Genomic DNA, 18,747 nt, shown 5'->3' on the forward strand with positions numbered 1-18,747 from the left:
CCCCGCCGGCGCTGGCGGGGGCCGACGCGGCGTCCGGTGCGGGCGAGCGTGCGTGCCGGGCGTCACGTCGCAGGCGGGGAACTCGGGACAGGCTCCAGCACGCCGCGCAGCGACTCGGGCAGCTCCCCGCCGTACACGACGCCGAGGGTCTGGGTGGCCCGGGTCAGCGCGACGTAGAGGTCACTGACGCCGTACTCGCCGGGCTCCACGACCAGTACGCGGTCGAACTCGAGCCCCTTGGCCTGGCGGGGGTCGAGCAGCACCAGGTGCTTGGTGAGGTCGGGCTCGCCGCCCGCCACGACGTCCGGCAGCACGGCGGCGAGCGCCGTGTGCAGCCGGCGGGGGGCGATCACCGCGAGCCGCCCCTCCTCGGGCGTCGCGGCGACGGCCTCCTCGGCCACGGCCTTCACGACGTCGTCCGCCGCGCGCGCCCAGGGGCGAACGCCCGTCGAGCGAACCGAGGACGGCGGCTCGAAGCCGGGGTGCTCGGCGCGCAGCACGGCCGCCGCCACGTCCATGATCTCGGACGGCGTGCGGTAGTTGACGCCGAGCCGGGTGTGCTCCCAGCGGTCCTCGACGTACGGCGCGAGGATCTTCTCCCACGATCCGACGCCGGCCTCCTCGGCGGTCTGCGCGGGGTCGCCGACCAGCGTCATGGACCGCGTCGGCGAACGCCGCATCAGCAGCCGCCACGCCATCGGCGACAGCTCCTGCGCCTCGTCGACGATGATGTGCCCGAACGCCCAGGTCCGGTCGGCCGCCGCGCGCTCGGCGGCGCTGCGGTGGTCCTCCTCCTCGTACCAGTCGGCGACCCGCTCGGCGTCGACGATGTCGTGCGCGGCGAGGACCTCGGAGTCCTCCTCGTCCTCGAACTCGTACGTCTCGGAGCCGCGCGAGAGTTCGAGGACGCCCTGCGCGTAGCCGATCCGCTCCTGCCGCGCCGCCTCGGCCAGGGCGCGCTCGGCGCTGTCGTCGACGCCGATCAGCTCGGCGGCCTCGTCGAGGAGCGGAACGTCGGCGGGGGTCCAGTCCGCCGGCCCCGTCACGTCCCGCCGGATCGCCTTCGCGTCCTCGCCTGCCAGGCGCACGGGCTCGGCCAGGAAGTCCGCGACGAGGTCCTGCGGGGTGAGCTGTGGCCACAACTCCTCGATGGCGGCGTGCACTTCGGCGCTGGCGGCGACGCCCTTGCCGAGCTGGGCGAGGTCGTCGGGGCCGAGGAAGTTGGGCCCGCCGTACGGGTCGGCGCCGATGCGCTCCGCGAGCTGGGCGGTGAGCGCGTCGATGATCCGGAAGGCGAAGTGGGGGCGGGCGAGGTTGTGCGGCAGGAGCGTGTCGCGGGCCGCCTGCCGGGCCTCGTAGGCGATCTCCCAGTCGAGGATCAGATCACCGTCGTCGTGCCGGATGACCAACGGGGCGCCGGGCTCGGGGAGCTGCTGCCGGTCGCGGACGGCGAGCGCGAGGGCGTCGACCATGCCCTCGGCGCCCTTGACGGCGGCGGCGTGCGGGGTGTCCTCGGCGGTGGCGTGCACGCCGGGGAACAGCTCACCGAGCGACGCGAGCAGCACACCGGTCTCGCCGAGCGCGGGCAGGACCTCGCCGATGTAGCCGAGGAAGGCGGGGTTCGGGCCGACGATGAGCACGGCCCGCTTGGCGAGGAGCTCGCGCTGCTCGTACAGGAGGAACGCCGCGCGGTGCAGCGCCACCGCGGTCTTGCCCGTACCGGGGCCGCCCTCCACCACGAGCACACCGCGGTGCGAGTGACGGATGATCCGGTCCTGCTCGGCCTGGATGGTCTGCACGATGTCGCCCATGCGGCCGGTGCGGGCCGAGTTCAGGGCGGCGAGCAGCACCGCGTCGCCGGTCGGGTCCTCGAACCCGGTGCGCTCCTCGTCGCCCAGGTCGAGGATCTCGTCGTGCAGCTCGGTGACGGTGCGGCCCTCGGTGGTGAGGTGGCGGCGCCGCCTGATGCCCATGGGCGTGTGCCCGGTGGCGAGATAGAAGGGGCGGGCGACCGGCGCGCGCCAGTCGATCAGAATCGGGGTGTGCTCGCTGTCGTCCTCGCGAATTCCGATACGCCCGATGTGATGCGCGGTGCCGCCCGCCTTTTCGGTGAGATCGATCCGGCCGAAGCACAGCGAACCGTCGACCGCGTTCAGCGCGGCGAGCAGGCCGGAACGCTCGACGACGAGGAGATCCCTTTCGAGCCGCGCCTGCTGGCCGGTGCCGACCGGTGTCAGGGCGTCCGTGACCGACTCCGCGGCATCGCCACGCAGCACATCGACGCGCGCGTAAAGCCGGTCGATGAATTCCTGCTCTTTCTGCAATTCAGCGATTTCACGCGCTTCACGGGTTGACAAAGCGGCTCCCTGCCGGGTACAGTGTGTTTATTCGGCCCCTCGTGAGGGGCCTTTTCTGTGGGTACACAGAAACACTAAATATACCCCCTGGCAGGGTCCAATTGCACCCCGGGGATTTCACCGCCGCTATTCGGTCCGACCTCCGTCACACCGACGTGATCAGACGACCTCCGCCAATTCCTCCAGCAGTCGCCTCTTCGGGCGCGCCCCGACCCGCGACCACACCGGCTCGCCGTCCTTGAAGACCATCAGCGTCGGCATCGACAGCACCCCGTAACGCACCGCGGTCTCCGGGTTGCGGTCCACATCGATCACCACGACGTCGAGCCGCTCCCGCTCCTCGTCCGCGATGGAGCGAAGCACCGGCGCGAGCTGCCGGCACGGCCCGCACCACTCGGCGGTGAACTCCACCAGGACCGGCCGCCCGGCCCCCAGGACCGCTCCGTCGAAGTCCGCGTCCGTGACGTCCCTCAGATCCGTGCTCACATCACCCTCCCAGTTCGCAGCGCGGCGACGGGTCCTCGCCCGCCAGCGCGCCCATGGCCTCTTCGGCGCGCTCCAGCTGCGCGCCGACCTTCCCCCGCACGGCGGTCAACTCGCCGATCAGCGCATCGAGTTCGCCGAGCTTGCGGCGGTACACCGCGAGCGAGGCGGGGCACGAGTCGCCCTCGGGATGCCCGGCCCGCAGGCACTCCACGAAGGGCCGGGTCTCCTCCAGCTCGAACCCGAAGTCCTGCAGCGTCCTGATCTGCCGCAGGGTCCGCAGGTCCGCCTCGTCGTACGTGCGGTAGCCGTTGCCCCCGCGCCGCGCGGGCAGCAGCCCGCGCGACTCGTAGTACCTCAGCGTCCGCGTGGACGTCCCGGCCCGCTCCGCCAGCTCTCCGATGCGCATGTCTTCGACCGTAAACGTTGACGCCGACGGAAAGGCCAGCGATTACGCGTTGCTCTGCGCGGCCGACTCCTTCTCAGGGACGTCCGACGCGACCTCGGCGTCCGGCTCAGCGGCGCCGGACGGCTCGACAGCGGCGTCCGCCTCCGTCACCCGCTCTCCCCGCCCCGGCAGCAGTACCGCCACCAGCACCGTCCCGACGCCGAGGATCACCGCGCCGACGACACTCGTGTGCGCCACCGCGTCCGAGAACGCGGAGCCCACCGCGTCGGCCATCTGCCGCGCACCGCCCGCGAGCTGCTCGGCCTGCGCCTTGAGCTGGGCCGCCTGCTCGGGGCTGGTCGCGCCCGCCGCCTTCTCGGCGATCTTGTGGGCCTGGTCCCCGATGCCCTGCGCCACCGCGTAGCCCGCGCCGACCGAGTCCTGCGCGGTGCTCAGCGCGTCGGCGGGCAGCTTCGAACCGGCCGTGTTGTCCGCCAGCTGCGACGAGTACGAACCGGCCAGGACCGAGCCGAGGATCGCGATGCCGAGCGAGCCGCCGAGTTCGAGCGACGTGTCGTTGACCGCGCCGCCGACGCCCAGCTCCGACTCGGGGAACGAGCCCATGATCGCGTCGGTGCACGGCGAGAGGGCGAGGCCGATCGCGAGGCCGAGGATGACGAGGGGCAGCACGAAGTCCCCGTACGAGGACGTGGCGTCGACGCGCGTGAGGAGGGCGAGGGCCGCGGTGCCGCCGACCATGCCGGCCGTCACCGTGATCTTCATGCCGATGCGCGGGGTGAGGTACCCCGTGAGCGCCGAGCCCACGAAGACCGCTCCGGCGAGCGGCAGCATGCGGACGCCGGTGGCCAGCGCGTCGTAGCCGAGGACGAACTGGAGGTGCTGGGTCAGGTAGTAGAAGGCGCCGAAAACCGCGAGGAAGAAGAGGGCGACCGCGAGGTTCGAGCCGGAGAAGCGGCGGTCCGTGAAGCGGCGGACGTCCAGGACCGGGCGCGGGTGGCGCAGCTCCCACAGGACGAATGCCACCAGGGCCACGCCCGCGACGACCGCGGCGCCGATCGCCTTGGCGCCCCAGCCGAAGTGCGGCCCCTCGATGATCATGTAGACGAGGGCGCCGACCCAGACGACGGAGAGCAGTCCGCCGACGTAGTCGATGCGGTGCTGGTGCGTGGCCTTGGACGGCGGTACGAGGACGAGGGCGCCGACGAGGGCGACGGCTGCCACGGGCACGTTGATCAGGAAGGTGGACGACCAGCCGTGGTCGCGCAGGAGCGCCCCGGCGACCAGCGGCCCGGCCGCGATGGCGAGGCCCGCGGTGGCGGTCCACAGCACGATGGCCTTGGCGCGCTCGGCGCGCGGGAAGGTGGCCGCGAGCAGCGACAGCGTGGCGGGCATGATCATGGCCGCGCCGACGCCCATCACCGCGCGGGCCGCGATGACCCCGGTGGAGCTGCCGACGAGCGAGCCCGCGACGGCTCCGCCGCCGAAGACGACGAGGCCGAGGACGAGCGCCCCGCGCCGGCTGTACTTGTCGCCGATCGCGCCGAGCAGCAGCATCAGGGCCGCGTACGGGACGGTGTAGCCGTCGATGACCCACTGGAGGTCGGCGCTGGTCAGGCCGAGGTCCTTGGTCATGTCGGGCGCCGCGACGGTGAGCGCGGTGTTCGCCATGACGATGATCAGCAGGCTCAGGCAGAGCACGATCAGGGCCCACCAGCGGCGGGCGTACGGCCGGTCCATCCCCTCGACCGGTTCCTTCATGACGAGGCGCATTCCCTTGCCACCCTCCGGGGCGCTCGGCCCCCACAGTCCACGAGTCCGCGTGTCCACGGATATTGCACAGCACTGTGCAATTACACAGCCATGTGCAATTTACGTCATTGCACAGCACTGTGCAAAACCACACGTGAACGGGGTCGGAGCCGGGGTGCAGAATGGGCGCGTGACTTCAGGCCGAGCCGACACCAACCGCCGCCGCATCCTCGACGTCGCCCTCGCCGAGCTGCTGCGCGACCCGGACGCTTCCATGGACCAGATCGCCAGGGCCGCGGGCGTCGTCAGGCGCACGGTCTACGGGCACTTCCCCAGCCGCGAGGCGCTCGTCGCCGCGCTGGTCGACGACGCCGTCGTCGCGGTCGAGGCCGCGCAGACCGAGGGGCGCGCGGGCGTGACCGACCCGGCCGAGGCCGTGGCCCGCTCGCTGCTCGCCGTGTGGGAGGTCGCCGACCGCTACCGCCTGCTGGTCGCGCTCGCGCAGCGCGCCGTCACCGTCGAGGGCATCCGCGCCAGGCTCGGCCCGGTCCGCGACAGCTGCACCGAACTGCTCCAACAGGGCCTGGAATCCGGCGAGTTCACCTCTCCCCTGCCGCCGTCGGCCCTCGCGTACGTCCATGAGCAGGTGCTGTTCGGGCTGCTCGAAGCGGTCAACGACGGGCTGCTCCCAGCAGAAGAGGCGGGCCGCTCCGCCGCGGTCACCGTACTGACCGCGGCGGGCGTACCCGCCTCTCGCGCCACCGAACTGGTGGCAGGGCTCAACTAAGGGCTGTCACACGCCCCGTCAGGGGCGCGGGGAACTGCGCGACCAGCCCCTACCGGCCCGCCGCCTCCCCCTCCCCAGGGGCGCGGGGAACTGCGCGGCTGGCCCCAGGCCGACCCGCACCTGCCACACCGCGTACCCGGCGGAGCGCTCAGGCCTTGGCCAGCTCCTTGTCGTCGCCGCCCCGCTGGTCCGGAACGTCGGCCGCCGGGGCGTGGGTCCCGTCGTCCACGAGCGTGCGCTCGTCGAAGGGCAGGTCACCGGCGAGCACGCGCTGGACGCGGTCCTTGTCGACCTCGCCCGTCCACGTACCGATGAGGAGCGTGGCGACCGCGTTGCCCGCGAAGTTGGTCAGGGCGCGGGCCTCGCTCATGAAGCGGTCGATGCCGATGATCAGGCCGACGCCGTCGACGAGTGCGGGCTTGTGCGACTGGAGTCCGCTGGCGAGCACCGCGATACCGGAGCCGGAGACACCCGCGGCGCCCTTCGACGCGACCATCATGAACAGCAGCAGGCCGATCTGCTGGCCGATGGCGAGGGGCTGGTCCATGGCGTCCGCGATGAAGAGCGAGGCCATGGTCAGGTAGATCATCGTGCCGTCGAGGTTGAACGAGTACCCGGTCGGCACGGTGATGCCGACGACGGGACGGCTGACGCCCAGGTGCTCCATCTTCGCGATGAGCCGCGGCAGCGCGGACTCGGAGGACGAGGTGGAAAGGATCAGCAGGAACTCGCGGCCGAGGTACTTCAGGAGCGCGAACAGGTTGTACCCGGTGGCCAGGCGCAACACGCTCCCGAGGACCACCACGACGAACAGGATGCAGGTCACGTAGAAGCCGAGCATGATCGTGGCCAGGGCTTTCAGGGCGTCCACACCGGTCTCGCCGATGACGGCCGCCATCGCGCCGAACGCGCCGACGGGCGCGGCCCACATGATCATGCCGAGGACGCGGAAGACCAGCTTCTGGATGTGCTCGACACCCTTGAGGACCGGCTCACCGGCGCGCCCCATGGCCTGGAGTCCGAAGCCGACGAGCAGCGCGACCAGGAGCGTCTGGAGCACCGCGCCCTCCGTGAACGCCGACACAAGGGTCGTCGGGATGATCCCGAGGACGAAGTCGACGGGGCCCTCGGCGGCGTCCTTCGCCGCGGTGTGGCCGACGTCCTTCACGGCCTGCGTGAGGTGCATGCCGTCGCCCGGGTGCAGGATGTTGCCGACGACCAGGCCGATGGCCAGCGCGACCACGGACATCACCAGGAAGTAGCCGAGCGCGAGCCCGCCGACCTTGCCGATCTTGGCGGCCTTGCGTACGGAACCGACGCCGAGCACGATCGTGCAGAAGATGATCGGCGAGATCATCATCTTGATCAGGTTCACGAAGCCGGTGCCGACCGGCTTGAGCTCCTTGGCGAAGTCCGGCCAGATGAAGCCGACCGCGATGCCGAGAAGGACGGCACCGATGACGGCGATGTACAGATAGTGGGTGCGGTCCCTCTTGGTGGCGGCTGCCACCTGGGTCTCGGCCACGGGTGCCTCCTGACGACGGTGTCTGGCGTACTGCGTACGGGAAACCTGCACGTACGCGCCATGCGTGCGGCTCACGTCTGGCGAATCACGGTGACTATCTCCCGGCTTGTGAGGGCCGTCACCCTTCCGTTCATTTAGTTCACGCTTATACGTTCACTTCGTGCCGAGAGGCAGACTGGGTCCATGCGCCTCCCCCTCCTGCCACGCGCCCGCAGCCTGGCCGGCCAGCTCTTCGCGATGCAGGTCGTCCTGGTCGCCGTCGTGGTCGCGGGGTGCGCGCTGTTCACGTACATCAGCGACGGCAACCAGGCCGAGCAGGCCGCCACGCGCCAGGCGACGGCGGCGGCCCGCGCGGTCGCGGACGCGCCCTCCGTCCGCGGGGCGATCACCGGGGACGGCGACCCGACCCGCACGCTCCAGCCGTACGCGAGCGACGTCCAGCGCCACACCGGCGTGGACTTCGTCACGATCATGGATCCGCACGGCATCCGCTGGACGCACCCCGACGAGCGCCGCATCGGCGAGCGCTTCCTCGGCCACATCGGGCCCGCGCTGCGGGGCCGGACCTTCTCGGAGACGTACACGGGCACCCTCGGCCCGTCCGTGCGCGTGGTGACCCCGATCATGTCGGGGAAGCGGATCGTCGGTCTGGTCAGCGCCGGCATCACGGTCGAGGAGATCAGCGCGCAGGCGCGCGGCCAGGTGATGGCGGTGGCCGGCGTCGCGGCGGGCGCCCTCGTGCTCGGCGGCATCGGCACGTACGTGATCAACGCCCGGCTGCGGCGGCACACCCACGGCATGAACGCGACCGAGCTCAGCCGCATGCACGCCTACCACCAGGCGGCGCTGCACGCGGTGCGCGAGGGCCTGGTGATGCTCGACGGGCAGCGCAGGATCGCGCTCATCAACGACGGGGCGCGCGAGCTGCTCGGCGTCGGCGACGAGACGGTCGGGCGTAACGTCGCGGAGCTCGACCTGCCCACCCCGCTCACAGGCGCGCTCCTCGCGGCGGAGCCTCGCGTCGACGAGGTGCACCTCACCACCGACCGGGTGGTCGTCGTCAACACCTCGCCCGTCTCCAGCGGCGACCGGCGCGGCACCGTGGTGACCCTGCGCGATCACACCGAACTCCAGGCGGTCATGGGCGAGTTGGACTCCGAGCGGGGCTTCACGCAGGCGCTGCGCTCGCAGGCCCACGAGGCCGCGAACCGGCTCCACACCGTCGTCTCGCTGATCGAGCTGGACCGGGCCGACGAGGCGGTCGACTTCGCGACGGCCGAACTGGAGCTGGCGCAGACCCTCACCGACCAGGTCGTCGCCGCCGTGAGCGAACCGGTGCTCGCCGCGCTCCTGCTCGGCAAGACGGCGCAGGCCAACGAGCGCGGCGTGGAGCTGGAGATATCCGAGGACAGCCGCATCGACGACGGCCTGGTGCCGCCCACCCTGCCGGCCCGCGACCTCGTGACGATCCTCGGCAACCTGCTCGACAACGCGGTCGACGCGGCGCAGGGCTCCCCGCACGCGAAGGTGACGGTCACGGCCCGCGCGCAGAACGACACCCTGCTGCTCCGGGTCACGGACACCGGCCCGGGTGTCGCCGACGGCCACGCGGACGCGGTCTTCGAGCGGGGGTGGTCCACCAAGCCGGCCGGTCCCGGCGGGCGCGGCCTCGGACTCGCGCTCGTCCAGCAGTCCGTCGCCCGTAACTCCGGCACCCTGACCCTGGCCGAATCCCCCACGGGCGGCGCACAGTTCACCGTCGTCCTGCCCCTCCAGCGCACGAGCGCGACCACACCCACGGGAGGCACCGCGTGACCGATGCCGACGCCACCAGCGGCACCATTCGAGTACTGGTCGTCGAGGACGACCCGGTGGCCGCCGACGCCCACGTCCTGTACGTGAACCGGGTCCCCGGCTTCACCGCGATCGGCAAGGCGCACACGGCCGCCGAGGCCCACCGTGCCCTGGAGCGCACCCAGGTCGACCTGCTCCTCCTCGACCTGCACCTCCCGGACGGCCACGGTCTCCAGCTGGCGCGCTCACTGCGGGCGGCGGGCCATCACACGGACGTCATCGCGGTGACCTCGGCCCGCGACCTCACCGTGGTCCGCGAAGGGGTCTCGCTCGGCGTGGTGCAGTACGTGCTGAAGCCCTTCACGTTCCCGACGCTGCGCGACCGGCTCGTGCGCTATGCGGAGTTCCGGGCCGCGGCGGGCGAGGCGGGCGGCCAGGACGAGGTCGACCGCGCCCTGGCCACGCTGCGCGCCCCCGGTCCGGCCGCGCTGCCCAAGGGGCTGAGCGCGCCGACCCTGGAGCGCGTCACGCGGACGCTGCGCGCCGCCCCGGAGGGTCTGACCGCCGCGGCGGCGGCCGAGTCCGTGGGCATCTCGCGCATCACGGCCCGCCGCTACCTGGAGCATCTCGTCGAGTCGGGCCGGGCCGCCCGCAGCCCTCAGTACGGCCAGGTGGGCCGACCTGAGCTGCACTACCGCTGGCTGACAGCGGTCTAGACCATTGGTCAACCACCCGCCCCTGCACGGGGATTGACCTTGCTCCGACCCCGCCCGTACGTTCACCGGGCAGCCCCGCTCGGCAAGCCGGCCGGCGGCGGCCCGTAGGAGGTCGTGCCCGTGCGCCCCACCGCTCCAGTGCTCCTCAGCGCCACTCTGCTCATCGCCGCGACCGGCCTGACGGCCTGTAGCAGCGGCTCCGGGGACGACCCGGACACCGTAAGGATCTCCTTCAAGCAGTCGACCGACAACCAGATACGCGTCATGGACAAGTACCTGGCGTCGATGAAGACGCAGTTCGAGAAGGACCATCCGGGCAAGAAGGTGAAGCTGGTGCCGATCAAGGCGCCGGACTCCGAGTACTACACCAAACTCCAGCAGATGCTGCGCTCCCCGAAGACGGCACCCGATCTGGTCTACGAGGACACGTTCCTCATCAACTCGGACATCACCAGCGGCTATCTGAAGCCCCTCGACCCGTATCTCGCCAAGTGGCCCGACTGGAACCAGTTCATCGACACGGCGAAGAACGCGGCCAAGGCCCAGGACGGCAAGACGTACGGCGTCCCGGACGGCACGGACACCCGCGGGCTCTGGTACGACAAGGGCATCTTCGCGAAGGCCGGCATCAAGACCCCGTGGCAGCCGAAGACCTGGGACGAAGTCCTCGACACGGCCCGCACGATCAAGAAGAAGGTCCCCTCCGTCACCCCGCTCAACGTCTACACGGGCAAGCCCGGCGGCGAGCAGTCCTCGATGCAGGGCTTCGAGATGCTGCTGTACGGGACAGGGCCGGGCACCGCGGACCCGCTGTACGACAGGTCGTCCAACAAGTGGATCACCGCGGGCAAGCCGTTCAAGGACGCGCTGAACTTCGTGAAGACGGTCTACGGCGAGAAGCTCGGCCCCGACGTCTCCGACGCCCTCGACCCGAACATCGGCACCCGGGTCCGCGGCGAGCTGCTCCCCAAGAGCAAGCTGGCGATCAACCTCGACGGCTCCTGGCTCCCGCAGGACTGGCTGAAGGGCAGCGGCCACGAGTGGCCCGAGTGGTCGCAGAGGCTGGGCCTCGCGCACATGCCGACGCAGAACGGCCAGGCGCCGGGCAAGGTCAGCATGTCGGGCGGCTGGACGTGGTCGATCCCGTCGAAGGCGTCCAACCCCGACCTCGCCTTCGAGTTCATCAAGACCATGCAGACCAAGGCCAACGCCCAGAAGTGGTACATCGCGAACTCGGGCATCGCGGTCCGCAAGGACGTCGCGGCCGACCCCGCGTACGTGAAGGCGCAGCCCGGCATCAAGTTCTTCACGGACCTGGTGGCGTCGACCCACTACCGGCCCGCGTACCCGGCGTACCCGAAGGTCTCCACGGCGATCCAGGAGGCGATGGAGTCGGTCACGACGGGCGACAGCTCGGTCGAGAAGGCGGCGAGTACCTATGACGAGCAACTCAAGACGGCGACGGACGGCAAGGTGATCACCAAGTGAAGGTGGGGCGGGGCGGTGCACGCCGTCCCCTGACACGCGCCCTGCCCCTGGCCCCTTCCCTGGTCCTGCTGCTGCTCTTCCTCGCGGGCCCGATCGCGTACTGCGCGTACATCGCCTTCACGGACCTGCAGTTGACGGGCCAGGCCCACTCCTCCTTCGTGGGCTTCGACAACTTCACGGCCGCGTTCAAGGACGACGCGTTCCTGAACGCGGTCTGGCTCACCCTCGTCTTCACCGTCCTGTCCTCGCTCATCGGCCAGAACACGCTGGGCCTCGCCCTCGCCGCACTGATGCAGCGCGCGTCGAAGACGGTCCGCACGGTCACGGGCGCGGTCGTGATCTGCGCCTGGGTCCTGCCGGAGGTCGTCGCCGGCTTCCTCCTCTACGCGTTCTTCCGCCGCGAGGGCACGCTCAACGCGATCCTGGACTGGCTCCATCTGCCCACCCAGAACTGGCTGTTCACGCTGCCGATCCTCGCGGTGTCCTTCGCGAACGTATGGCGCGGGACGGCGTTCTCCATGCTGGTCTACTCGGCGGCGCTCGGCGAGATACCCAAGGAGATCACCGAGGCGGCGGAGATGGACGGCGCGGGCGGCTGGCGCCGCATGTGGCACATCACGCTGCCGATGATCCGCCGCTCCATCGGCACGAACCTCATGCTGAACACCCTGCAGACGCTGTCCGTCTTCGGCCTGATCTGGGTCATGACGCGAGGCGGGCCCGGAAACCGCAGCCAGACCCTGCCCCTGTTCATGTACGAGCAGGCCTTCCAGAAGAGCATGATCGGCTACGGCACGGCGGTCGCCCTGCTCCTCCTGGTCGTCGGCTCGCTCTTCTCGCTGGTCTATATGCGCCTGCTGCGCTCGGAGGCCTGAGTGTCCTCACCCCGCACCGTCCGCCACCGCCTCGCGGCCGACGCCGGACTCCTGACCGTCGCCGCGGCGTTCGTCCTGCCGCTGGCATGGGTGGTCCTCTCCGCCCTCGACGCACACGCGAACCTCCAGGTGAAGATCCCCGACGGCGTCACCCTGGACAACTTCGACGCGGTCCTGACCCCCGACATCACCTTCACGCCGCTCCTCAACAGCCTGCTGCTGTGCGGTGGCGCGACCCTCATGACGGTGGCGAGCGCGGCCCTCGCGGCGTACCCGCTGTCCCGCTACCGCTCCCGCTTCAACAACCCGTTCCTGGCGACGGTCCTGTTCGCGACGTGTCTCCCCATCACGGCGATCATGGTCCCGGTCTACGCGCTCTTCGTGCAGGTCAATCTGATCGACACGATGCAGGGCACGATCCTCTTCTTCGCGGCGTCCCAACTCCCGTTCGCCATCTGGCTGATGAAGAACTTCATGGACGGCGTTCCGAAGGAGCTGGAGGAAGCGGCCTGGACGGACGGAGCGTCCTCGTTCCAGTCCCTGATCCGCATAGTGCTCCCCTTGATGGGACCAGGCATATCAGTGGTCACGGTCTTCTCGTTCGTCATGATGTGGGGCAACTTCTTCGTCCCCTTCATGCTCCTGCTCACCCCCGAACAGATGCCGGCCTCGGTGAGCATCAACGACTTCTTCGGCAACCGGGGCACAGTCGTCTACGGCCAGCTGGCAGCGTTCTCGATCATCTACTCGACGCCGGTGATCCTCCTGTACGTCCTGGTGGCCCGGCGCTTCGGCGGGGGGTTCGCGCTGGGGGGTGCGGTCAAGGGCTGACCGGCCGAGCCGCCTGCCGCACCCTCGCGCCCCGCACTGATCGACGGGCCCCCCGGCCGCCCCCTCAGCCGATCGGCACCGGCATCCTCACCACGTCGTACGCCAGGTCGATCGTGTGGCCCGTGGCCGGGTCGGTCAGTTCCACGCGCCAGTGGGGGGCGAACTGGTCGACGCCCTCGGCCATTGGGATCGTGCCGGAGATCAGGACCGTGCCGGGCACCAGGTCACCGCGTTCGCGCAGGACGTCGGCCCAGTAGGCGGGGGTGAGCAGCTCGGCCAGGGTGCCGTCCTGGATCAGGGTCTCCCGGCCGTCGTGGGTCACCCAGGCGCGCAGGGTCAGGTCGTCGAGGCGCTCCTGCACGTCAGCGAGGCGCCAGGCGCGGCGGGCGAGGACGTCGGGGCTCGCGTTCTTGCTCCATGCCACGCCGTGCACCTCCAGCTCGCGGTCGGTGTGGTCGCAGGCGGCCGTCAGGAGCAGGTCGCCGTCCTGGTCGACCACCAGCGCCCACTCGGCCTCGCCCGAGGTGCGCCCGTGCTGGACGCGGACCTGGTCGGTGTGCTGGGCGAGGTAGGGGGAGACGGGGTAGAGCGCGGGGGTCACGGACGGCGCGGGCACTCCCAGCTCGGCGAGTTCCGCCACGTGGGCGGCGACGTCGTCCTGGCTGCGCCCGGCATATCCGGCGTTGAGCACCTGCACGACATCGACCTTGCGGGTGGTGCCGTCGGGCAGTTCGAAGGTCAGCAGCGCCATGGGGTTTCTCCACATCGTTCGCGGTATCGGCGAGGTTAACTTTGCGCGGAAGGCTTGCGCATACGACCTGTATACAAGAAGTATGCCGGAAGGTCGACAGTTAACCTCACCCAAGGAACCTCAGGGACGGACGTCGTGAACCACACCAGCACGAGCACGGAAAAGACCCCGCTCGGCGGGTCCGCGGTCCGCCGCGCCTTCTTCGCCAGCCTGACCGGAACCGCACTGGAGTGGTACGACTTCGCCATCTACTCCGTCGCGGCGGCGCTGGTCTTCGGCGACGTGTTCTTCCCCTCGAAGGACCCCGCCACCGGCACCCTGCTGGCGTTCTCCACGTACGCCGTCGGCTACGTGTCGCGCCCGCTCGGCGGTTTCGTCTTCGGCCGCCTCGGCGACAGGCTCGGCCGCAAGAAGGTCCTGATCGCGACCCTCGTCCTGATCGGGGCCGCGACCCTCGCGATCGGCCTGCTCCCCTCCTACGCCACGATCGGCGTGGCCGCGCCGATCACCCTCGTGATACTCCGCTTCGCCCAGGGCGTCGGTGTCGGCGGGGAGTGGGGCGGGGCGGTGCTGCTGTCCAGCGAGTTCGGCGATCCGCGCCGGCGCGGCTTCTACGCCTCGGCCGCGCAGATCGGTCCGCCGGTCGGCAACCTGCTCGCCAACGGCGTACTCGCCGCCCTCGGCGCCATCCTGACGGAGGCTCAATTCACGTCCTGGGGCTGGCGCGTGGCGTTCCTGCTGTCCGGCGTGCTCGTCTTCTTCGGCCTGTGGATCCGCGCGAAGCTCGAGGAGACCCCCGTCTTCAAGGCGATGGAGGCCGAGCAGAAGCGCCCCGAGGCCCCGATCCGCGAGGTCTTCACGACGCACCCGCGCGCCCTGGCGGCCGCGATCCTCAGCCGCGTGGCCCCGGACGTCCTGTACGCGCTGTTCACCGTCTTCGTCCTGACCTACGCGACCGGCGAGCTCGGCATGTCCCGCGGCTCCGCCCTGGCCGCCGTCCTCATCGGCTCCTCCCTCCAGGTCTTCCTGATCCCGCTGGCCGGCGCCCTGTCCGACCGCGTCAACCGCCGCGTCCTGTACGGGGTTTCGGCCGCGGCCGCCGGCGTGTGGCCGTTCCTGTTCTTCCCGATGATCGGCGGCGGGAGCTGGCCGCTGCTCGCGCTCGGCGTCGTGGTGGCCCTGGTCTTCCACTCCGCGATGTACGGCCCGCAGGCGGCCTTCATCGCCGAGCAGTTCTCCCCGCGGCTGCGCTACACCGGCTCCTCGCTCGCGTACACGCTGGCCGGTGTCATCGGCGGCGCCGTCGCGCCCCTGCTGTTCACGGCGCTGCTCGACGCGTACGACTCGTGGATCCCGCTGGCCCTCTACGTCGCGGGCACCGCGATCGTCACCATCGCCGGGCTGTGCCTGGGCCGCGACGGCGACCGGAGCGACGAGGAGCTGCTGAGCGGCGAACCGGTCCGCTCCCCCGCCACGTCGACGGCGTCCTGACCCCCAGACCGCGCATTCCCGAACCCCCACACGAGGAGGAACGTCTCATGCGTATCGCGCTGAGCCAGATCACCACCGGCCCCCGCCCCGAGGAGAACCTCGCGCTCCTGCGCGAACAGACCCGTCTCGCGGCAGACGCGGGCGCCCGCGTCGTCGTCTTCCCGGAGGCCGCCATGGCCTGCTTCGGGACCCCGCTGGCGCCGCTGGCCGAACCGCTCGACGGCCCCTGGGCCACAGCGGTGCGCCAGATCGCCAAGGAGGCCGAGCTCGTCGTCGTCGCGGGCATGTTCACACCCGCCCCGGACGGAAAGGTGGCGAACACCCTGCTCGCGACCGGTCCCGGCGTCGAGGCGGCGTACGACAAGATCCACCTCTACGACGCCTTCGGCTTCGCCGAGTCCGACACGGTGGCACCCGGGTCCGAGGTCGTCACCTTCGATGTCGACGGCACCCGCATCGGCCTCGCGACCTGCTATGACGTCCGCTTCCCCGAGCTGTTCAGGGCCCACGCCGACGCGGGCGCGGTCGTGTCCGTACTCCCCGCATCCTGGGGCGCCGGCCCGGGCAAGCGGGAGCAGTGGGAGCTGCTGATCCGCGCCCGCGCGCTCGACGCCACGCTCTGGCTCGCCGCCGTGGACCAGGCGGACCCGGCGGCCTCCGGCGTCACCGCCGCGTCGAACGCCCCCACCGGCATCGGCCACAGCGCCGTCGTCGGCCCGGACGGAACCGTGCGGAAGCACCTCGAAGAGGGACCGGGGCTGCTCATCGCGGACCTGGACCTCGACGAGGTCGCCTCGGTCCGCCGTTCCATCCCGGTGCTGGCCAACCGCAGGAACCTTTGACGACGAGCCGGATGTACGGCACCGGCAGGCCGACTATCCCGCGAGCAGCACCTTGAGCGTCGACTCCAGGTGGCCGTCGATCGCGGTGCACGCGGCCTGCCGGTCTCCGGAGGCGATCGCGTCGAGGATCGCCTCGTGCTCATGGAGCACGGACTCCTGCCGGCCGTGCTGGTTGAACAGCGCCACCACCCCGGCCCTGATCTGCCGGCTGCGGAGCCCGTCGTAGTGGCGGTCGAGCAGGGCGTTGCCCGCCGCCGCCACGATCGTCGCGTGGAAGAGGTGATCCACCGCGATGAACTCCTTGGCGTGCTCGGCCCCGCTGAGCGTGCGCTGGCGGTCGAGCAGCGCGGTCAGCTCGGACACGGGGGCCTTGCCCCCGGCGATGACCCGCTCCGCGGAGTACCGCTCGACGATGCCGCGCAGCTCCATCAGCTCGGTGATCTCCCGCCCCGACAGCGGCACGACCTGTGCCCCGCGCTTGGGGACCAGCCGTACGAGGTCCTCGGCGGCGAGCAGCAGGAGCGCCTCGCGGATCGGGGTGCGGGAGACGCCGATCCGGTCGGCGAGCTCCTGCTCGGAGAGGAACTCCCCTTGCCTGTCCGGGTCTGCGAGCACGTTCTCCTTGAGAAACGCGTAGGCCTTGTCCCGTCCCGACGTCACGACTGCCCCCAAGGTTGCATACAAGGAGTATACGGATCTGGTTACCGGGAGTCCCGTCCCCGTAGGTTCCTACGACAAGTAACCCGGTGTGAACAGACCGTAGCCACCGGCATTTCCCACACCTACCGTGTGCCCGTGCACCCAAGCGACTCCGCCCCGCCGTTCAACGCTCCGGCCGCCCGACGCCTCCGCGAGGCCCTCGGGATGGCGCCCGGGCATGTCGCTTACGGCATGCGCGCCTCGTACGGCCAGCATCACGTCACGCCCGACACGATCATCGCCTGGGAGCGTGGACTCACCTCGCCGACATCGGCGGAGCTCACCGCGCTCGCGGGTTCTCTGTGGTGCTCGCCGGGTGACCTCATCGGCGCGGCGCGGACGCTGCGCGAGCACCGGATGGCCCGCGGCATGGCGCCGGAGGACGTGGCGCGCACGGTGGGGGTGGAGATCCATTCGTATCTGCGGATGGAGGAGACCGGCGAGTGGCGCGGCAACGAGCGCCAGTCGGCCACCCTCGCCGAGGTGCTCGGCCTTGCGCCGCCGGCCTTCGCGACCGTCACGGGCCGCGACGAGCAGCTGGCGGACTTCCTGCGCAGCGCGGTGACCACGCGCTGGCAGGCGTACACGCGCCCGATCACCAAGCTCGTCCCCGTACACAAGGGTCAACTGGAGGACGCACTCCAGGAGATGCAGCTCGAGTACCAGGCACTGATGGCCGCGACGCTCAGCTGGGGCGGCGGTTCGGGACGCGAGTCGGGCGAGGCCGGGCGGGAGTTCCTCGACGGGATCCTCGACGAATTCTGGTCGAGGATGCACACGTCGTAGGCGGTAGCCGGACCGTGGAGGTCTAGAAGACCGATTCTGCCTCGTCCATGCGGTCCTTCGGCACCGTCTTCAGTTCGGCGACGGCCTCGGCGAGCGGGACCATCTCGATCTCCGTGCCGCGCAGCGCCGTCATGCGTCCCGAGACGCCCCGGTGCGCGGCCTCGACGGCGTGCCAGCCGAAGCGCGTGGCGAGGACCCGGTCGTACGCGGTGGGGGTGCCACCGCGCTGGACATGGCCGAGAATGACCGGCTTCGCCTCCTTGCCGAGGCGGCGCTCCAGCTCGAACGCGAGGGCCGTGCCGATGCCCTGGAAGCGCTCGTGGCCGAAGCGGTCGATCGCGCCGGTCTGGTAGTCCATCGTGCCCTCGGCGGGGTGCGCGCCCTCGGCCACGCAGATGACGGCGAACTTCTTGCCGCGCGCGAAGCGTTCCTCGACCATCTTGACCAGGTCGGCCGGGTCGAAGGGGCGCTCGGGCAGGCAGATGCCGTGCGCGCCGCCCGCCATGCCGGACTCCAGGGCGATCCAGCCCGCGTGCCGGCCCATCACCTCGACGACCATGACACGCTGGTGGGACTCGGCGGTGGTCTTCAGCCGGTCCATGGCCTCCGTGGCGACGCCGACGGCGGTGTCGAAGCCGAAGGTGCGGTCCGTGGCGGAGATGTCGTTGTCGATGGTCTTCGGGACGCCGACGACGGGCAGGCCCGCGTCGGCGAGCATCCGGGCCGCGGTCAGCGTGCCCTCGCCGCCGATGGGGATGAGGACGTCGAAGCCGATCTCGGTGGCGAGTTCCTTGGCGTTCTCGCAGGCGGCGCGGAAGCGGTCGCGCTCGAGCCGGGAGGAGCCGAGGATGGTGCCGCCGCGGGCGAGGATGCCGCTCACGGCATTCAGGTCGAGGGTGCGGTAGCGCCCGTCGAGCAGTCCCGCGTATCCGTCCTCGAAGCCGATCACCTCGTCGCCGTGGTGTGTGACGGCGCGGTGCACGACCGACCGGATCACTGCGTTCAGGCCAGGACAGTCGCCGCCGGCGGTGAGAACTCCGATACGCATCGTGCGTGTCTCCTGCTCGCTGTTGAGACTTGTGAGCCGCTCCGATTCTTTCACGGCCGTGGGGGCGATGCGGATCACCGCCGGGCGCGGGGGCCCGTGCGGCGCGTGTTCCGGAG

General features: G+C 70.8%; 17 protein-coding genes. 9 read left to right on the forward strand and 8 right to left on the reverse strand.

Annotated elements, in window-relative coordinates; genetic code table 11:
- Positions 1-62: 62 nt before the first annotated feature.
- The 4 genes from ACWFR4_RS07610 to ACWFR4_RS07625 form a co-directional block, all read right to left on the reverse strand.
- Entirely contained in the window at positions 63-2,324 is a 2,262-nt protein-coding gene (locus ACWFR4_RS07610) for a HelD family protein (protein WP_453651445.1), read from the reverse strand.
- Between the two features lie 192 nt (positions 2,325-2,516).
- Positions 2,517-2,843 (reverse strand): thioredoxin, encoded by a 327-nt coding sequence (trxA, locus tag ACWFR4_RS07615; protein WP_453464669.1) that lies wholly within the window; start codon positions 2,841-2,843, stop codon positions 2,517-2,519.
- 1 nt (position 2,844) lies between these two features.
- On the reverse strand, positions 2,845-3,249 hold the full coding sequence (locus ACWFR4_RS07620) for a MerR family transcriptional regulator (protein WP_453651447.1): 405 nt from the start codon (positions 3,247-3,249) through the stop codon (positions 2,845-2,847).
- A 42-nt stretch (positions 3,250-3,291) separates the two neighbouring features.
- A complete protein-coding gene (locus ACWFR4_RS07625) occupies positions 3,292-5,019 on the reverse strand; it encodes an MFS transporter (protein WP_453464675.1) in 1,728 nt (575 codons plus the stop codon).
- A 169-nt stretch (positions 5,020-5,188) separates the two neighbouring features.
- On the opposite strand from ACWFR4_RS07625, the gene ACWFR4_RS07630 reads away from it, so the two are divergent.
- Positions 5,189-5,785, forward strand: coding sequence for a TetR/AcrR family transcriptional regulator (locus tag ACWFR4_RS07630; protein WP_453464677.1), 597 nt, complete (start codon positions 5,189-5,191; stop codon positions 5,783-5,785).
- A 148-nt stretch (positions 5,786-5,933) separates the two neighbouring features.
- Here the strand turns inward: ACWFR4_RS07630 and ACWFR4_RS07635 are convergent, their stop codons facing one another.
- Complete coding sequence (locus ACWFR4_RS07635; protein ID WP_453464680.1) at positions 5,934-7,310, reverse strand: cation:dicarboxylate symporter family transporter; 1,377 nt, start codon at positions 7,308-7,310, stop codon at positions 5,934-5,936.
- Positions 7,311-7,493: 183 nt separating this feature from the next.
- Between ACWFR4_RS07635 and ACWFR4_RS07640 the strand changes: the two genes are divergently transcribed.
- From ACWFR4_RS07640 to ACWFR4_RS07660, 5 genes are all read left to right on the forward strand, one after another.
- On the forward strand, positions 7,494-9,125 hold the full coding sequence (locus ACWFR4_RS07640) for a sensor histidine kinase (RefSeq protein WP_453464683.1): 1,632 nt from the start codon (positions 7,494-7,496) through the stop codon (positions 9,123-9,125).
- Positions 9,122-9,820 (forward strand): response regulator, encoded by a 699-nt coding sequence (locus tag ACWFR4_RS07645; protein ID WP_453464686.1) that lies wholly within the window; start codon positions 9,122-9,124, stop codon positions 9,818-9,820. Before ACWFR4_RS07640 ends, ACWFR4_RS07645 begins: the two co-directional genes overlap by 4 nt.
- A 120-nt stretch (positions 9,821-9,940) precedes the next feature.
- Positions 9,941-11,308, forward strand: coding sequence for an extracellular solute-binding protein (locus ACWFR4_RS07650; RefSeq protein ID WP_453464688.1), 1,368 nt, complete (start codon positions 9,941-9,943; stop codon positions 11,306-11,308).
- Positions 11,305-12,183 carry a carbohydrate ABC transporter permease gene (locus ACWFR4_RS07655; RefSeq protein WP_227297277.1) on the forward strand — a complete coding sequence of 293 codons (879 nt, stop codon included), beginning with the start codon at positions 11,305-11,307 and terminating at the stop codon, positions 12,181-12,183. Before ACWFR4_RS07650 ends, ACWFR4_RS07655 begins: the two co-directional genes overlap by 4 nt.
- Complete coding sequence (locus ACWFR4_RS07660) at positions 12,184-13,014, forward strand: carbohydrate ABC transporter permease (RefSeq protein ID WP_453651449.1); 831 nt, start codon at positions 12,184-12,186, stop codon at positions 13,012-13,014.
- A 64-nt stretch (positions 13,015-13,078) separates the two neighbouring features.
- On the opposite strand, the gene ACWFR4_RS07665 is transcribed toward ACWFR4_RS07660, so the two are convergent.
- The gene (locus ACWFR4_RS07665; protein WP_453464694.1) at positions 13,079-13,765 is read right to left on the reverse strand and encodes a DUF2848 domain-containing protein; all 687 of its coding nucleotides are present in this window, start codon (positions 13,763-13,765) and stop codon (positions 13,079-13,081) included.
- Between the two features lie 135 nt (positions 13,766-13,900).
- On the opposite strand from ACWFR4_RS07665, the gene ACWFR4_RS07670 reads away from it, so the two are divergent.
- Both ACWFR4_RS07670 and ACWFR4_RS07675 read left to right on the forward strand, forming a co-directional pair.
- On the forward strand, positions 13,901-15,256 hold the full coding sequence (locus ACWFR4_RS07670) for an MFS transporter (protein ID WP_453651451.1): 1,356 nt from the start codon (positions 13,901-13,903) through the stop codon (positions 15,254-15,256).
- A gap of 47 nt (positions 15,257-15,303) precedes the next feature.
- On the forward strand, positions 15,304-16,098 hold the full coding sequence (locus ACWFR4_RS07675; RefSeq protein ID WP_453651452.1) for a carbon-nitrogen hydrolase family protein: 795 nt from the start codon (positions 15,304-15,306) through the stop codon (positions 16,096-16,098).
- A 33-nt stretch (positions 16,099-16,131) separates the two neighbouring features.
- On the opposite strand, the gene ACWFR4_RS07680 is transcribed toward ACWFR4_RS07675, so the two are convergent.
- Positions 16,132-16,758 (reverse strand): GntR family transcriptional regulator, encoded by a 627-nt coding sequence (locus ACWFR4_RS07680; RefSeq protein WP_453464702.1) that lies wholly within the window; start codon positions 16,756-16,758, stop codon positions 16,132-16,134.
- A gap of 135 nt (positions 16,759-16,893) precedes the next feature.
- On the opposite strand from ACWFR4_RS07680, the gene ACWFR4_RS07685 reads away from it, so the two are divergent.
- Positions 16,894-17,583: a helix-turn-helix domain-containing protein gene (locus tag ACWFR4_RS07685; protein WP_453464705.1), complete on the forward strand. Its 690-nt coding sequence runs from the start codon at positions 16,894-16,896 to the stop codon at positions 17,581-17,583.
- Positions 17,584-17,605: 22 nt separating this feature from the next.
- On the opposite strand, the gene ACWFR4_RS07690 is transcribed toward ACWFR4_RS07685, so the two are convergent.
- On the reverse strand, positions 17,606-18,631 hold the full coding sequence (locus ACWFR4_RS07690) for an ATP-dependent 6-phosphofructokinase (protein WP_100595810.1): 1,026 nt from the start codon (positions 18,629-18,631) through the stop codon (positions 17,606-17,608).
- Positions 18,632-18,747 lie beyond the last annotated feature (116 nt).

Source organism: Streptomyces sp. NPDC055140, from assembly GCF_053607285.1.

What these genes read in the sequence shown, in the direction of transcription:
- ACWFR4_RS07665 (WP_453464694.1), bottom strand. Translation starts at nt 13,765, where the DNA reads ATGGCGCTGCTGACCTTCGAACTGCCCGACGGCACCACCCGCAAGGTC.
- ACWFR4_RS07690 (WP_100595810.1), bottom strand. Translation starts at nt 18,631, where the DNA reads ATGCGTATCGGAGTTCTCACCGCCGGCGGCGACTGTCCTGGCCTGAAC.
- ACWFR4_RS07625 (WP_453464675.1), bottom strand. Translation starts at nt 5,019, where the DNA reads ATGCGCCTCGTCATGAAGGAACCGGTCGAGGGGATGGACCGGCCGTAC.
- ACWFR4_RS07675 (WP_453651452.1), top strand. Translation starts at nt 15,304, where the DNA reads ATGCGTATCGCGCTGAGCCAGATCACCACCGGCCCCCGCCCCGAGGAG.
- ACWFR4_RS07620 (WP_453651447.1), bottom strand. Translation starts at nt 3,249, where the DNA reads ATGCGCATCGGAGAGCTGGCGGAGCGGGCCGGGACGTCCACGCGGACG.
- ACWFR4_RS07640 (WP_453464683.1), top strand. Translation starts at nt 7,494, where the DNA reads ATGCGCCTCCCCCTCCTGCCACGCGCCCGCAGCCTGGCCGGCCAGCTC.